14 protein-coding genes are annotated in these 14,558 nt (G+C 62.9%); 3 read left to right on the forward strand and 11 right to left on the reverse strand.

All coding sequences use genetic code 11. The annotated features are described in order from the left end of the window. The first annotated feature begins 39 nt into the window (after positions 1-39). The 3 genes from ABDW49_RS27130 to ABDW49_RS27140 all read left to right on the forward strand — a co-directional run bounded on the left by ABDW49_RS27130 (position 40) and on the right by ABDW49_RS27140 (position 2,178). Entirely contained in the window at positions 40-528 is a 489-nt protein-coding gene (locus tag ABDW49_RS27130; RefSeq protein ID WP_343616916.1) for a polysaccharide deacetylase family protein, read from the forward strand. A 219-nt stretch (positions 529-747) separates the two neighbouring features. Then, the gene (locus ABDW49_RS27135) at positions 748-1,686 is read left to right on the forward strand and encodes an integrase family protein (protein WP_343616918.1); all 939 of its coding nucleotides are present in this window, start codon (positions 748-750) and stop codon (positions 1,684-1,686) included. 30 nt (positions 1,687-1,716) lie between these two features. Continuing rightward, a complete protein-coding gene (locus ABDW49_RS27140) occupies positions 1,717-2,178 on the forward strand; it encodes a hypothetical protein (protein ID WP_343616920.1) in 462 nt (153 codons plus the stop codon). A gap of 86 nt (positions 2,179-2,264) precedes the next feature. Here the strand turns inward: ABDW49_RS27140 and ABDW49_RS27145 are convergent, their stop codons facing one another. From ABDW49_RS27145 to ABDW49_RS27195, 11 genes are all read right to left on the reverse strand, one after another. Next, on the reverse strand, positions 2,265-2,480 hold the full coding sequence (locus ABDW49_RS27145; protein WP_343616921.1) for a DUF2274 domain-containing protein: 216 nt from the start codon (positions 2,478-2,480) through the stop codon (positions 2,265-2,267). Beyond that, positions 2,480-3,772 carry a TrbI/VirB10 family protein gene (locus ABDW49_RS27150; protein WP_343616922.1) on the reverse strand — a complete coding sequence of 431 codons (1,293 nt, stop codon included), beginning with the start codon at positions 3,770-3,772 and terminating at the stop codon, positions 2,480-2,482. The genes ABDW49_RS27145 and ABDW49_RS27150 overlap by 1 nt, the downstream gene beginning before the upstream one ends. Further along, positions 3,769-4,848, reverse strand: a complete 1,080-nt coding sequence (gene trbG / locus ABDW49_RS27155; protein ID WP_343617410.1) for a P-type conjugative transfer protein TrbG — start codon at positions 4,846-4,848, stop codon at positions 3,769-3,771. The genes ABDW49_RS27150 and trbG overlap by 4 nt, the downstream gene beginning before the upstream one ends. 23 nt (positions 4,849-4,871) lie before the next feature. Next, positions 4,872-5,636, reverse strand: coding sequence for a conjugal transfer protein TrbF (gene trbF, locus ABDW49_RS27160; RefSeq protein WP_343616924.1), 765 nt, complete (start codon positions 5,634-5,636; stop codon positions 4,872-4,874). A gap of 4 nt (positions 5,637-5,640) precedes the next feature. Beyond that, entirely contained in the window at positions 5,641-6,954 is a 1,314-nt protein-coding gene (gene trbL / locus ABDW49_RS27165; protein WP_343616926.1) for a P-type conjugative transfer protein TrbL, read from the reverse strand. A gap of 163 nt (positions 6,955-7,117) precedes the next feature. After that, positions 7,118-7,864: a P-type conjugative transfer protein TrbJ gene (gene trbJ / locus ABDW49_RS27170; protein WP_343616928.1), complete on the reverse strand. Its 747-nt coding sequence runs from the start codon at positions 7,862-7,864 to the stop codon at positions 7,118-7,120. 33 nt (positions 7,865-7,897) lie between these two features. Beyond that, entirely contained in the window at positions 7,898-10,348 is a 2,451-nt protein-coding gene (gene trbE / locus ABDW49_RS27175; protein ID WP_343616929.1) for a conjugal transfer protein TrbE, read from the reverse strand. Beyond that, on the reverse strand, positions 10,342-10,626 hold the full coding sequence (locus tag ABDW49_RS27180) for a VirB3 family type IV secretion system protein (protein ID WP_343616931.1): 285 nt from the start codon (positions 10,624-10,626) through the stop codon (positions 10,342-10,344). The genes trbE and ABDW49_RS27180 overlap by 7 nt, the downstream gene beginning before the upstream one ends. Next, entirely contained in the window at positions 10,623-10,952 is a 330-nt protein-coding gene (locus ABDW49_RS27185; protein ID WP_343617412.1) for a TrbC/VirB2 family protein, read from the reverse strand. The genes ABDW49_RS27180 and ABDW49_RS27185 overlap by 4 nt, the downstream gene beginning before the upstream one ends. After that, positions 10,952-11,980 carry a P-type conjugative transfer ATPase TrbB gene (gene trbB / locus ABDW49_RS27190; RefSeq protein ID WP_343617414.1) on the reverse strand — a complete coding sequence of 343 codons (1,029 nt, stop codon included), beginning with the start codon at positions 11,978-11,980 and terminating at the stop codon, positions 10,952-10,954. Before trbB ends, ABDW49_RS27185 begins: the two co-directional genes overlap by 1 nt. A gap of 120 nt (positions 11,981-12,100) precedes the next feature. Next, complete coding sequence (locus ABDW49_RS27195) at positions 12,101-14,449, reverse strand: conjugal transfer protein TraG (RefSeq protein ID WP_343616933.1); 2,349 nt, start codon at positions 14,447-14,449, stop codon at positions 12,101-12,103. Positions 14,450-14,558 lie beyond the last annotated feature (109 nt).

Consider the following 14,558-nt stretch of genomic DNA (forward strand, 5'->3'; position numbering starts at 1 on the left):
TCTCTAATCCCTTTCGGGGCGACAAGCTATACAGTGCTCATGACACAGCAAGCCCCCCTCTCCGTCACGCGCCGCAGCGTTCTTGGCACCGGCATCGCCGCTGCCGGGCTCGCCGCAACCGCGCTCCCCGCAACCGCCCGCGCACCGGTCCAGCCGCGCGTGAGCCCCAACTCAGGCGGCGGCTTCTGGCCGAATGGCGCACGCATCGCCGTAAGCCTGTCGCTGATGTTCGAAGCGGGCGGCCAGCCCATTTCCGGCGCCGGTGGCCCCATCCCCGAACCCATCCAGAACGGCCTGCCCGACCTGCCGACCAACGCCTTTTTCCAATATGGCATCTATGAAGGCATTCCGCGCATCCTCGACCTGATGGACAAGCACCAGATCAAACTCAGCTCCTTCATGGTGGGTGAGGCGGTGCGCAAGGCTCCGGATATCGCTCAGGAGATCGTCAGGCGCGGCCATGAGGCCGGTGCGCACGGCAATTTCTGGCAAAACAATGAATCAGATGCTCGATCCTTAAGAGTTTAGAGCATCCTGATCAGTTCGAGTCGCTGCTGATTAAAAACGATAATCCGCTTATTTTCAGTCATTTGAGTCCTCATGGAATGGTTATGCACTGACAGTCATTGTAAAAAGTCATGCGTATTTATTGGCCTCAGCTCCCCTCAATCCGACAGGGATCGACAGCTATTCTGCCATGATTTCTGCCATGATTTTATCTGTGCCTGACTTCGAAGGGTTCGGATTATGGCCAAGAAAATAGCGCTCTCACCTGCGGCGATCGACGGCGTCACAAAAGGCACACTGGCGGACTTGCTGACACCGGGCCTAGCGATTGAAGTCCTGCCAAGCGGTAAAAAGCGGTGGCGGTATCGTCGGCAAATTGCTGGTTCGACAGTGGTCGTCACGATGTTCGGCGGATTGTATCCCGCCCGCGCAATCAGCGAAGCGAGAGCTTGGGCACGCGAGCAAAATGAAAAGGTGGAAGCCGGTCTTGATCCACGTGCCATTCAACGAGACGAGCGCGCCCGAGCAGAAATGACCGTAGCGAAGGCACATGAGCTGTACATGACAGCAGCCCGTGAAGGACGATCGTCCAGGGCAAAGCGGCCTAACAAGGAGAAGACCATCGCAGGAAAAATTAAAATCTACAAAGCCAATATCGCACCGACCCTTTCTCACCGCAGCATCTATGACGTCACCGAAGATGATCTCGTCCGGCTGGTCGAAAAGAAGGGGCGAACAGCGAAATCGATGGCAAATCGCCTTGCTGTTGAACTAGGCGTCTTTTTCGGGTGGGCATCCTCGTTGAAAGGGTGTGAAGTCGGATTGACATTTAATCCTGCCAAACGCCTCCATGACCTTCATTTTCCAGAGAGCCCCCGCGGGAGGATATTGGACGTTCAGGAAATTGGTTGGTTCCTGCAATCTCTGGTTCCAGAAAGTCGTCATTTCCAGCGCGGGTTTCTGCTGTTGCTTCTATCCGCAGCCCGCATTTCGGAGGTGCGACAGGCAAAAACCTCTGAAATTCATGGCGATATGTGGATTATCCCGGCAAGCAGGACGAAAAGCTCCCGCGAGCATCGGATTGCCCTCGGTCCATGGGGCCGCTCTTTAATGGTCAGCAATCATGAATGGATATTTCCGTCCCCTGTGAACGATGGTCCTCTTGCTCACGGAATTTAGTATTTCATTCGCAACCGAATTCTCGCTCGGATGAGAAAAATTTCGGGGAAGAAGATCGAACATTTCACTCCACATGATCTGCGTCGTACAGCCCGTTCGAACACCAAAAGGCTCGACACTGACTATGAGACAGCCGAGGCAATGCTCAACCACGCAAAGAGGGGGCTGGAGAAGACCTACGACCTCTATGATCTTGAGGAAGAAAAACGGGCTTGGTTTTTAAGGTGGGAAGCCGAGATCATAAAAATCGCCGAGAGTGTTGGCGTAGCCAACGCACTCGGCGTAAAGGTTGAACCTCCGAAAAATGGATACACGTTCAAAGTAGATTTACCAAAGCGCGCGAGTGCCGAGCCAGCGCTCAACATCGGAACGGCGAAACCTTGGGCAAGTCCGAAATTTGCTCAGACCACTGCTAAGTTCGTATTCACGTGGAAACCCAGGAAGCCGACTCTTTCGGAGTCTGTCGATCTGCCGTCGCGACAATCGCGCTAAAAGGGCAAACTCGTCTACTGTAATGAAATCCGCCTTTGAGATGATCTCCTGGGCGGATTTTGTCCGATCGAGGCTTTGGTCCCGCTTCATGACAGACGTCCGCGACGTGCGAAGCTGCGGTCGCTTTCGAGGAAGGCCGACAGCATTGCCGGAATGAGCTCAGTCAAAGGCTCCTGCTGGCCATAGGCTTCTGCATATGCGGCGGCATAATCCAGCAAGCGTCCGTTGAGGTCCGGATGCACGCTGATCGTCAGCTTCACCGGCACACGTTCGGGCAGCTTACCCAGTTTCAAATCCACCATTATAACCTCCCTTGCGGCCCCCACGGGCGCAAAACGATGTCCTTGTGCACTATCACGCGCAGCGACCAGCCGGGCCTGACGGTGATAGTTGGCTGGATATTGAGCGCGTGGCCGACGATTTGGTCGCCAGCACGGGACACGCTCTGCTGCGTCGATTCACGCAGCGCCCGAAGCAAATCGCTTTCATCGCTGCCGAAGCTGAGCTGCGCACTCACACCCAGCATCGTTGATAGGACGACGCCCTTGAGAAGCTGCCAGGTATGGGCATCCACCTTATCAGCGAGCCCGGCATAGCCCGACATATCGCTGGCCGGTACATTATCGATCCGCACCGATGAACCGTCGGGCAAGATAATCCGCTGCCAGACGAGCAGGGCACGCTTCTGGCCATAGGCTATAACGCTGTCGTAGCTGCCGATCAGTCTGGATCCCTGCGGAATGAGCAGAATGCGCCCTGTCGCCGTGTCATAGGCATTCTCGGTGACCTGCGCGACGACCAGCCCGGGAAGATCGGAGTTGACGCCCGTGATCAGACTGGCCGACAGCACAGTGCCCGCCGTCAGCGTATAAGGCGAGGCCGGTCGGGTCAGTTCGTGGGGATTGATGTCACCACCTTGATCCTTTGCCGCCAGAAAATCGACCTTGCGCTGCTGGTTGCCGGGATCATGTTCGGGATCAAGCGACAGGCGCCCAGCCGTGCTCTCGGGCTGCGAGGAGGCCACGATGGTCGGCGCGAACTGGGTCGCCTCGGGTGCGCCGGCAGATCCGGCATTCGCATGATTCCCGCCGGCGATCTGCACCATCACGCCGGACTCGCGGGCAGACTTGCGCTCGGCCTCGCGGTTCTGTTCTGCCGCGACGGCACTCTGCCGAATAGCAGGATCCGGCGCGGGCGTTGTGACAACACTGCCCAACGACTGCTGGTGCTCGAGCATCGGCTTCCCGAGGTCGCCGGGCAAAGGCGGCCCAAGTTTTGGAACGTCACCATAGGTCTGAGGCGCGCCGGCCATCACTTCGCTGGTCCTACGGGTTGGCGCACTGTCCTGGGCATCGGCCGCTGCAAAAGCAGTAGGGCTTGGGTTACGCAGTGCGAGCCAGGTCACCTGCCCGACAAGCAGAATGCCGATTGCGACCAGTGCGATAATCGCCTGCTTGCGGAAACGGGTGACACGGCGCGGCGTACCACGCAGAACAAGCGTCTCAGGATCGAGTTTGGGTACCGGCTGCAACTGCATCTCAGGCGAGGGAGGCAGAGGAATCGGAGGCTGATCGGCTTCTTTGGTCTCGCTCATGCGATCCTCCCCTCGTCACGACGGGGCTGATCCTTGGCCGTGCGCGTGATCGTCACGATGGCCTGCTTTTTGGTGCCAAGCCGGAGCTGCGCCGAGGAGAAAAGCCGATCGACGACATAGTAGCGCCCGGCCATCCGGTAATTCACCAGCTGGGCCTCGCCCTTGTCACCGAGGACGAAAAGCGGCGGCGCCTCTCCGACACCGATGCTGGCGGGAAACTCGATAAAGGTCTGCCGCCCGTCATCGAATGCCCGGAGCGGACGCCAAGCGGGATTGTCCCCGCTGATCGCATAGCCGAAGTTGAGATGATCGAGCGACAGTCCGCCTGCCTGAAGGCCAGGAGCAGCATCGGGCCTTCCCTGCCCTGACCCTGCCTCGACGGCTGTGCCGGCGGCTGCGCCGCCATTCTGACTTGCCGAGGCAACTTCGGCTCGCTGACGGCGAATGGCGATCAGGTCCCCCTGAGGATAGGTCCAGGAGATGGCTGCCATGGCCGTGCCGACCGTGCTGAGCATCTCGAGATGATAGGTCCGTCGGTCGGTGGCGATGATAAGGTTCGTCGAAAGGCCCGCCGCGAACGGTTTGACGAGAATATGAACCCGCTTCTCCTCCCCTGTGCCGCTGCTGGTGTCCCCGACTGTCCAGCGCACGGTATCGCCCGCCGCGACCGAGGTCATGGTCTCGCCGGGCTGGAGCGCGATGTCGGTGACGGCTCCAGGCGCGGCGAGCAGGCGGTAGAGCACACCTTCATTCCAGCCGTAGACCTGCGCCGCGTTGATAAATCCGATGGAAGCGGGCTCCTGAAGCGCCCTGCGATTTGCAAGGCGCACGCTGAGTTCCGCTGAGGATGTCCTGGCCTTGCGCACCAGTCGGTGATGGGCCGCAGTATGGGAAGCGGCATGCGTGACCGGGACAACGGCCTGTGGCTTGATCGTGGGCTCGGCCTGCTTGAGCGGCGCCGCAGGTGCTGCCGCCTTTGGCGGGCTCGCTGTACTCGCCCCCTTCGCCGCGTTGGTCTGGGCGTGGAGCGGGAAAGCCAGGCAAAGAAGTGCCGTGGCCGCAATCAGGGCTTTCATCATGGGATCGACTCCATCTGGGGTTAGTTGAGGGATGCGGTTGCTTCAGGGGCCAGCCCCATTGCCGGAGCGGGGGAGAGCGGTCGCGGAGCCCGATCGGACGCTGTCTCGAGTTCTCGGCTCCAGGCGATCGCGTCGACATGGAGCCCGAGCGGGTTGCGCCGCAGCACATCGGCGTTTTTCGGGGGCCTCTGGGAGATGGTCAGGATCGCAGTCCAGCGCGCCGTGCCGGCCAGACTGCCGCGATCATAGCTGGTCTCGGTCCATTTCACCTGGAATGAACTGTCCGATGCCCGAACCACGCTGGTGACCTCGACCGAGACGGTCTTGTCTCCGCCTCCAGCGAAGGGATCGTTGGCACGCGCATATTCATCAAGGAACAGCGCGCCGCGCGTGCCCGCATAATCATAGGCCTGGAGCCAGTCCTGCCGCATCAGCACGGGGTCGAGCGACCGGGCCCGGACATCGGAAATGAAGCGGGCCAGGAACCAGGAGATTTCCGGATCGCTCGGGCGATAGGCCGTATCGGCCGGAGCAATCGCGCGCGGCTCGCCCAGGTGGTCGACCTCCACGACATAGGGCACGATACGGCTCTGCAATGACTGCCAGACGAGCGCGGCGGCAAGGCAACTGGCAAGGCCCAGGGCACCGAAGGCCATCAGCCGCCAGTTGCTGGCCTGGAGCCGCGCTGATCCGATCCTGTCGTCCCAGATCTGACCTGCACGCTGCCAGGGCGTCTCAGGTTCCGGCATGTTGCTGTAACGTTGGATAGGGCGTTTGAAGATCATGGCTTTATTCCTTCTCCTTGATGTCGGGGTTGGCGCCGCCACCGCCCTTGTCGCCCTGCTGAAGGGCATGGATCGTCATCTGGCGGCGATGACGGGCATTCTGATTGGCCTGCAATTTGCGGGCCCAAGGGGGAGCGGCCTTGCCGTCACGGTCAGGCGAGGAAGGCTCCTCGCTCGGCGCTGCTTCGCCGGGTCCTTCTGATGCCGGGGGCGAGGCTCCGCCTTCAGCGGACTTGGCGGAGGCTTCGTCAGCCCCCTGCCCGGCGCGCTCGCCGGTCCCGCGCGCGGCGGCAGCCCGGGCAGCGTTATAGACACCGGCCATGCCGGCACGGACGGTCGAGGCCCCGGCATCGGCCTGCCCGGTGCGATAGGCACTCTTCGCTGCGGCCCCCATCGAGGCTCCCGCGCGAACGGCACTCATGCCCGCGGCGCCGGCGACGCGTGCTGCGCCGCCGGCTGCGGCCAGCCCTCCGGCTGCCAGGGCGCCGGTTGCCATGACCGAACCGGCACCAAGTTGCGGGGCTCCCGCCACCAGACCCGTTGCGATGCCCGGGGCAAAAATGCCGAGCCCGAGCAGGGCAAGGCTGGCCAGAACCAGGCTCATCGCCTGACCGATGTCAGGCTCCTTGCCCTGAAGATCCGAGGTGAATTGGCTGAAGTAGGTGGAACCGATACCGACGATGATCGCCAGCACCATGACCTTGATGCCCGAAGTCACCACATTGCCCAGCACGCGCTCGGCCAGGAAATTGGTGCGATTCCAGAGGGCAAAGGGCACAAGGATGAAACCTGCGAGCCCGGTAAGCTTGAACTCGATGATCGTGACGAACAGCTGGACCGCGAGGACGAAGAAAGACAGGATCACCATGATCCAGGCGACCAACAGCACCGCGACAGTGAGATAATTGTCAAAGAAGCTGGCAAAGCCCATCAGCTGGCTCACCTGCTGAAGCAGAGGCCAGGCCGCGCTGAACCCCGTGCCGGCCAGCCTGCCCGGCTTGAGCAGATCAGAGGCACTGATCACGGAACCACCCGCGGTCAGACCTGCCTGCTCGAAGGAACGGAAGATGATGTCGGCGAGGGTCGAGTAATTGCCGATGATGTAGGCAAAGGCGCCGACATAGAGCACCTTCTTGACCAGTCGGCCCAGCACGTTGTTCTCGCCGTCCATGGCCCAGAAGAGCCCGGCAAGGGTGACGTCGATCGCGATCAGTGTCGCGGTGAGATAATGCACGTCGGCGCCCAGCAGCCCGAAGCCGCTGTCGATGTAGCGCGTGAAATCGCTCATGAACTGATCGATGATGTTGAGATCGCTCATCACTCTGATCCTCCAGGCGGGAACGGGATCACCACGAACGGGCGTCAAAAAGGCTGCGGGGCACGCGTGGGGAGCGCGGCGCGAGCCCCGCAGCAGTGTGGCGACATGCTCGCGTCGGATCCTGCGGTCCGGGAGTCAGGTCGCCCTTCGGCAGCGGCCCGGGTCAGGGGGTGTAGGCGCTGCCGGAACCGAGGAATTTGGTCGTCGCGCCCTGCGCATCGGACTGCGATTGGGTGCGGTTGGCGCGATCAAGCGTCTCGGCGCGATATTGCGCCGCCATCATGCTCTGGATCTGCATTTGCTGCTTGGCGATGAGCGCGAGAAGCTGGTTGGTCGCCTGCGTTGCCTGCAAGGCACCCTGCGCGCTTTGGCTGCGGGATGACAGCGACTGAAGATTGGTGGTGTCAGACGCAATGTTTTCAGCGATCTGCGCCTGAACGGTCATGGTCTGCTGGAAGGCAGTCATGGAACTGGTCATGCGGGCGCGCGCTGCAGTCGCCTGCTGGCTGGTGGTCAGCAGCTGGTTGAAGGTGGTGGGAAACATCGCCTTGAACTGGCTGTCGATGTTCGCGACCTTGAACTCGATGGCCTGAGCCTGGCTCATCAGCTGGTTCACCTGAGTGATCGTCTGAGAGATGGCCGACAGCTCGGGAAAGGCAACCGTGGAGAGGTTCTTGGCCTGATTGATCAGGCTCTGCGCCTGGTTCTGCAACATCGTGATCTGATTGTTGATCTGCTGGAGCGTCCTGGCTGCCGTCAGGATGTTCTGGCTGTAATTGGACGGATCGAACACCGTCCATTGCGCCTGGGCTGGGCCCGCCGTCAGCGCGAGCGAAATCGCAGCCATCGCCGCCAGAAGAGAGCGAACGGTCGAGCGCCGCCGAGCCGCAGAGTTGAACATGTCCATCATGGGAATTTCTCCTTTCTGTCGAGAGGCATGGGATCAGGGGTTGGCTCGGCCGAACCGGTCGGCGAGGTCAGCGGCCCATTCGAGACCACGGGCGGCAAGGAAGGCGCCGGCAAAATCCTGAGCCATCATCAGCTCGCTCAGGACCGCGTCGATCAGACGCTGACTTTCGGGATCGGAAGCGCCGGCAAAAGCCAGGGCAACCGGCCCGAGGCCCAGCTCGAAGAGCCGGTTTCCGCGTGAGGACTGGAGGTAATAATGCCGCTTGGGCGTGGCGCGGCTGATGAGCTCAATCTGCCGCTCATTGAGGCCGAAGCGTTCATAGCTCGCCCGGCTCTGCGGTTCGACTGCACGGTCGTTGGGCAGAAGGATGCGCTGCGGACAGCTTTCGATGATGGCCGGCGCGATCGGGCTGTCTGCAATGTCAGAGAGGCTCTGGGTGGCGAAAACCACGGAAACATTGCGTTTACGCAGCACCTTGAGCCACTCGCGTATGCGGGCAGCGAAAAGCGGATGGTCGAGAAAGACCCATGCCTCATCGAGAATGAGCAGCGTCGGGCGCCCGGTGAAGCGGGCCTCCAGCCGATGGAAGAGATAGGTCAGCACCGGAGCGATGACGCCGGCCTGCCCCATCAGTGCCTCGGTCTCGAAGCATTGAACGGGCGTCACCTCCAGATCATCGCGGGAGGCATCAAGGAGGGCGCCATAGGGTCCCTCCAGCGTGTAGGGGGCCAGGGCCGAGCGCAGGAGCGCGGATTGCAGGAGCAGCGACAGACCTGTGAGCGTGCGCTCCTCTTCGGGCGCCGTGGCAAGGCTGGTGAGCGCGGACCAGATCATGTCCTTGATTTCGGGGGTGAGCAGGATGGTTTCCTGCGCCACCAGCGCGCCGATCCATTCTGCGGCCCATGCCCTTTCATCAAGCCGGTCGATGTCGCGAAGCGGCTGAAAGGCAATGCTTCCTTCGCCGCCTCTTTCACCTTGGGCGGCCCCGAGGCCGAGCGCATGATGCGTGCCGCCCATCGCGAGGACCGAGGCCCGCGCCGAAAGTCCCTTGTCGAAGATGTAGATCTGGCTGTCGCGATAGCGGCGGAACTGGAGCGCGATGAGCGCCAGCAGCACCGATTTGCCCGCGCCGGTCGGCCCGGCGATCATCATATGGCCGACATCGCCGACATGGGTGGACAGGCGAAAGGGCGTCGAGCCACCGGTGCGGGCGTGGAACAGCGGCGGCCCGTCCAGATGATCGTTTCGCGCGGGTCCGGCCCAAACCGAGGACAGCGGCATGAGATGTGCCAGGTTCAGAGTGTGGATCAGCGGTTGCCGGACATTGGCATAGACTTGCCCGGGCAGGCTGGAGAGCCATGCCTCCACCGCATTGACGCCCTCGCGGATGCAGGTGAAGCCCAGACCATTCACGATGCGCTCGACGGCGCGAACCTTGTCCTCGACCTGGGCCCGCCCCCGATCCATCAGGGTGATCGTCGTGGTGAGATAGCCGAACGCAACGTGATCGCCGCCCAGCGCCTGCAGGGCCAGATCAGCATCGATCATCTTGTTGTCGGCATCGCTGTCGACGAGCTGGGTCGGTTGATTGTACATCACCTCGCGCAGCAGGGCGGTGACCGACTTGCGCTTGTTGAACCATTGGCGACGCAGCTTCGTCAGCTCCTTGGTCGCATCGGTCTTGTCGAGAGCGATGAAGCGGGTCACCCAGCGATAGGCAAAGTCCAGGTGATTGAGCGCATCGAGCAGGCCCGGGCGCGTATGGCCTGGAAAACCCATGATGGTGAGCGTGCGCAGATGCGCGTCACCCAACATGGGTTCGAGCCCACCGATAAGCGGCGTGTCCGCCAGCAGACCATCGAGATACATCGGCGTCTCGGGCACGGTGACTGCGTGATCGCGAGTCGAGATCGCCCCATGCAGGAAGGTCAGCGTTTCACCATCATCGAGCGCAGCCACCTCCGGCATGAAGCCGGCGAAGAGGTCGAGCGCGCGATCGGTTTCATCAAGGAAGCGTGTGAGCGCTTGACGCCAGTCGCGCCCCCTGCCCTCATCGGCGCGCTCAACCAGGGCCCGCCCGGCCGCATCGGCCTGATCGGGCGGCGGCAGGAAGGTGAGCGTGAGATAATAATGGCTTTCGAAATGTGTGCCGGCTTCCTCGAAGCCTGCCCGCCGCTCCTGATCTACCAGCCAACTGGCCGGGTCCGGGAAGCGGCTCACAGGATAGGCCGAGGCTTCATGCCGGCGCGCTTCAATATGGAGCGCCCAGCCGGAACCGAAGCGGCGCAGCACATTGTTGGCGCGGGCGGCAACCGAGACCAGCTCGCCCTGGGTCGCGGATTCCAGATCCGGGCCGCGGAACCGCAACACCCTCAAGAAGCTGCCATCCTTGTTGAGAATGACGCCCGGGGCCACCAGCGCCGCCCAGCGCAGATGGTCGGCAAGGCGATCGGCACGGCTGCGATATTCACGCAGGTTCAGCATGAGAGATATCCTTTCTGGCGCAGGTGGCGCATCAGCACCGTCGCGAAATCGGGATCGCGGCGGGCGGCAAAGACACCGAGCGTGTGCCCCAGCGCCCAGACGGCCAGACCGGCGATCCATTGCTGGAGCCCAAGCCCGAGGGCAGCGGCCAGCGTGCCATTGACGATCGCAATGCCACGTGGCGCGCCGCCCAGCAGGATCGGCTCGGTCAGCGACCGGTGCAGCGGCACCTCGAAGCCTTCGATAGCGCCCGCACCGGGGCTGGCCTCGCCGCTCATGCGATCAGGGCTCCCCCGCCGAAGCTGAAGAAGGTGAGGAAGAAGCTGGAGGCGGCAAAGGCGATGGAGAGGCCGAAGACCACCTGAATGCCCTTGCGGAAACCGCCCGAAGTCTCACCGAAGGCGAGGCCCAGACCGGTGACGATGATGATGATCACGGCAACGATCTTGGCCACCGGGCCCTGCACCGATTCCAGAATGTTGTTGAGCGGGGTTTCCCACGGCATGCCCGTGCCCGAGGCAAAGGCATTGGTGGTCAAGGCCAGCGAGAGGCTCAGCGCCATGATCGGCAGGCTCAGCCGGTGGCGGGAACGCAAGATGTGCATCACGACTTGTCTCCTTGAGGTAGGTTTGGCTGGGAGGGAGAGGCCGGCGTGAGATCGACGACCTCATAGTTGCCCTGGGGATCGAGCCCCCGGACGCTGGCAATGGTCTCCACGCGGCGCGCGCGACCGCGCCCGGCGATGAAGACAATCATGTCGATGGCCTCGGCGATCAGCCGCCGGGGCACGGAGACCACACTCTCCTGCACGAGGCTTTCGAGGCGGTAGAGCGCGGCAAGCGCGCCATTGGCATGGACCGTGGCGATGCCGCCCGGATGGCCGGTGTTCCACGCCTTGAGCATGTCGAGGGCCTCGGGGCCGCGCACTTCGCCCACGACAATGCGGTCGGGGCGTAGCCGCAGGGTCGAGCGCAGCAGATCGGCCATGGTGACGCCGGCGCCGCCGGCGCCGGTTGGCGGGCGCGTCCGCAGAGCCACCACATCAGGTGCCGCGCATTGCAGTTCGCGGGTGTCCTCGATCAGGATGACCCTGTCGCCCAGATGGGCCATTTCCGCGAGCAGCGCATTGGTGAGCGTCGTCTTGCCCGAGCTGGTCCCGCCGACGACCAGAATGTTCAGCCGCTCGACGACCGCGAGGGCGAGGCGCTCGGCTATGCCTGCACTCATCAACCCATCATCGACGTAGTCCGTGAGACCGTAGATCCGCGAAGCGGGTTTACGGATCGAGAAGCACGGCGCGAGGCTGACGGGAGGCAGAACGCCCTCGAAGCGTTCGCCGGCGCCCTCGCCATGAGGCGGCAGCTCTGCCGAAATGATCGGCGCATTTCCGTGGATCTCGGCTCTGGCATGGCTCGCCACGAGCCGGATGATCCGTTCGATCTGCTCGGCTTCATAGATCGTCCCTGTATCGCTGCGGCCTTCGCCCAGCCGATCGATCCAGAGGTGGCCGTCTGGATTGACCATGATTTCGACGACGGCGGGGTCGACCAGGGCCGAGCCGATGGCCGGCCCCATGGCGGTACGCAGCATCGAGCGACCACGCTGCGCGCTGGAGGATGCGGAGGGCTGCATCATCATCGGCGCTCCCCGCTCGGCACGTCGCCAAGGCTGCGTTGCCCGACGGCCATCGCCTCGCCGACCCGCGCGACGAAGGCATTGTAGCGATCGCGGCCGACAGCCCGTGCAGCATCGTCACCCTCGGGGAGCGGCGCCTGCACCATCAGTTGATAGCGGATGAAGAGGGCCAGACTCTCGAGGAGCACATGCCCGTCGCGCTCGACGCGGCCCAGGGCCAGAGACAGCCGATCGAGGCGATGCGAAAATCGGTTCTCCAGATCGCTGGCCGCCTGCCTGTTTAGCCAGGCGGTAAGCGCATCGGTCAGAATGCCGGACTTTGAGGCACCGGGCCTGTCGGCCAGAGCTTCGAGACGATGGCTGAGATCCACCGGCAGGAAGAGCTGGTAGCGCACGCGCTTGTCTTTCATCGCCCGCTCTCCGCCAGAAGCTGGGAAGGGCATCGCGGCCCTCGCCGGGTGAATGGCCATCGCCCTCGTTCATCGCGCGGGCCCGCGTCACGTCGGCCTGCTGGCGAGCCTGATCCATCGCCTTCTTGTCGCTGGCGGGATCGACCTCATCCCGCTCGAAGCCGAGGAAATCCAGCTGCTTGGGCTTCTCGCGCTTCACGCCATGATCTTCGAGCGAAGGATGGCGCTGTTGCTGCATCCCATCTTCGGACACGCCGCCGGTGCTTTGGGTCACCTCGGTCAGGCGCGCATCGCGCTGGCGAACCTGCCTGCCCCAGGGATCGGAAGCGGCCGGCGGTATGTCGCGATAGCGCCCGGCGATCAGGCGCGGCGCCGGCAGGGTTCGCGCTGTAAAATTGCGGTCGGCGTAGAAGCGCAGCTTCTTGGCGCGGATGGGTTCGAGCCCGGCGATCATCACCAGCTCGTCGCTGGCAGGCAATTGCATCACCTCGCCCTGGGTCAGGAGTGGCCGGGCCGTCTCCTGCCGGCTGACCATGACATGGGCGAGCCACGGCGCCAGACGATGCCCGGCATAGTTGCGCATGGCACGCTGCTCGGTTGCCTGCCCCAATGCATCGGAGATACGCTTGGCGGTGCGTTCGTCATTCGTGGCGAAGGCGACCCGGACATGACAATTGTCGAGTATGGCATTGTGCTCGCCGTAGGCCTTGTCGATCTGGTTGAGGCTCTGCGCGATGAGGAAGGCCCGCATCCCATAGCCCGCCATGAAGGCAAGGCTGGTCTCGAAGAAATCAAGGCGACCGAGCGCGGGAAACTCATCGAGCATGAGCAGGAGCTCGTGCCGCCCGGTCTTGCCGCCCTGCCCTTCAAGCTTCTCGGTAAGACGGCGACCGATCTGATTGAGCATCAGGCGGATGAGCGGCTTGGTGCGGCTGATGTCCGAAGGCGGCACGACGAGATAGAGGGAACAGGGCTTCTCACCATGGATCAGGTCGGAGATCCGCCAGTCGCAGCGTGAGGTGATCTCCGCCACGGTCGGGTCGCGATAGAGGGCAAGGAAGGACATGGCGGTCGAGAGCACGCCCGAGCGCTCGTTCTCGCTCTTGTTAAGCACCTCGCGGGCCGCCGAGGCCACCACGGGGTGAACCTTGGGCTGATCCTTTGTCCCCAGATGGTTCGTGTCCATCATGCGCTTGAGCGTCGCGGTGAAGCTGCGCTGCGGGTCCGAGAGCACAGCCGACACCCGGGCGAGCGTCTTCTCTTCCTCGGCGTAGAGGACATGGAGGATGGCACCCACCAGCAGCGAATGGCTGGTCTTTTCCCAATGATTGCGGCGATCGAGCGAGCCCTCGGGGTCCACGAGGATGTCCGCGATGTTCTGGACGTCACGCACTTCGTGCTCGCCGCGCCGCACCTCGAGCAGCGGGTTGTAATGGGCCGAGCGCGCATCGGTGGGATTGAAGAGCAGCGCATGGCTGAAGAGCGAGCGCCACCCGGCGGTCACCTCCCAGTTCTCGCCCTTGATGTCGTGGATGACCGCCGATCCGGTCCAGCTGAGCAAGGTGGGCACCACCAGGCCCACGCCCTTGCCCGAACGAGTGGGGGCAAAAGCCATGATATGCTCGGGGCCATCGTGACGCAGATAGCGCTTGCCCAGAGCGCCGAGGAAAACGCCGGCATCGCGGTGGAGCCCGGCACGCTCGATCTCAAGGGGCAGTGCCCAGCGCGCCGAACCATAGGTCGTGACGTTCCGGGCCTGACGTGCCCGCCAGAGCGACCCGATCACCGCCACGCCGAAGCCGAGGAATCCACTGGTCCCGGCGATGATCCCGGCCGTGCTGAAGATATGCGGGGCGTAGGCGTCGAAGTGATACCACCACGGGAAGATCGCCCAGGGATGGTAGAAGGGCAGATGTCCGAGGTAGAACCATGGGGGCCCGAGTTCAGGCTGCCAGGCCAGGCGCCACGCGGCCCATTCGGTTGCCAGCCAAATGCCAGCGATCACGATCGAAAACACGGCCCAAATCTGGCCGATCAGCAGCTTCGTCGGTGTCATGGGGAGTGCTCCGGAAGGGAGATTTTCTCTACCCCTCAAGACTCGCATGAGCCGGGCAACCGGCGTTAGTGCGTCTCTACCGTCCCGAACCCACTTTTCGCCTTCTCTC

The organism is Novosphingobium sp. (assembly GCF_039595395.1).
GTDB lineage: Bacteria > Pseudomonadota > Alphaproteobacteria > Sphingomonadales > Sphingomonadaceae > Novosphingobium.

Excerpts from the sequence above, each read along its gene's own strand:
- ABDW49_RS27130 (WP_343616916.1), top strand. The coding sequence starts at position 40 with ATGACACAGCAAGCCCCCCTCTCCGTCACGCGCCGCAGCGTTCTTGGC.
- ABDW49_RS27135 (WP_343616918.1), top strand. The coding sequence starts at position 748 with ATGGCCAAGAAAATAGCGCTCTCACCTGCGGCGATCGACGGCGTCACA.
- ABDW49_RS27140 (WP_343616920.1), top strand. The coding sequence starts at position 1,717 with ATGAGAAAAATTTCGGGGAAGAAGATCGAACATTTCACTCCACATGAT.
- ABDW49_RS27145 (WP_343616921.1), bottom strand. The coding sequence starts at position 2,480 with ATGGTGGATTTGAAACTGGGTAAGCTGCCCGAACGTGTGCCGGTGAAG.
- ABDW49_RS27150 (WP_343616922.1), bottom strand. The coding sequence starts at position 3,772 with ATGAGCGAGACCAAAGAAGCCGATCAGCCTCCGATTCCTCTGCCTCCC.
- trbG (WP_343617410.1), bottom strand. The coding sequence starts at position 4,848 with ATGAAAGCCCTGATTGCGGCCACGGCACTTCTTTGCCTGGCTTTCCCG.
- trbF (WP_343616924.1), bottom strand. The coding sequence starts at position 5,636 with ATGATCTTCAAACGCCCTATCCAACGTTACAGCAACATGCCGGAACCT.
- trbL (WP_343616926.1), bottom strand. The coding sequence starts at position 6,954 with ATGAGCGATCTCAACATCATCGATCAGTTCATGAGCGATTTCACGCGC.
- trbJ (WP_343616928.1), bottom strand. The coding sequence starts at position 7,864 with ATGATGGACATGTTCAACTCTGCGGCTCGGCGGCGCTCGACCGTTCGC.
- trbE (WP_343616929.1), bottom strand. The coding sequence starts at position 10,348 with ATGCTGAACCTGCGTGAATATCGCAGCCGTGCCGATCGCCTTGCCGAC.
- ABDW49_RS27180 (WP_343616931.1), bottom strand. The coding sequence starts at position 10,626 with ATGAGCGGCGAGGCCAGCCCCGGTGCGGGCGCTATCGAAGGCTTCGAG.
- ABDW49_RS27185 (WP_343617412.1), bottom strand. The coding sequence starts at position 10,952 with ATGCACATCTTGCGTTCCCGCCACCGGCTGAGCCTGCCGATCATGGCG.
- trbB (WP_343617414.1), bottom strand. The coding sequence starts at position 11,980 with ATGCAGCCCTCCGCATCCTCCAGCGCGCAGCGTGGTCGCTCGATGCTG.
- ABDW49_RS27195 (WP_343616933.1), bottom strand. The coding sequence starts at position 14,449 with ATGACACCGACGAAGCTGCTGATCGGCCAGATTTGGGCCGTGTTTTCG.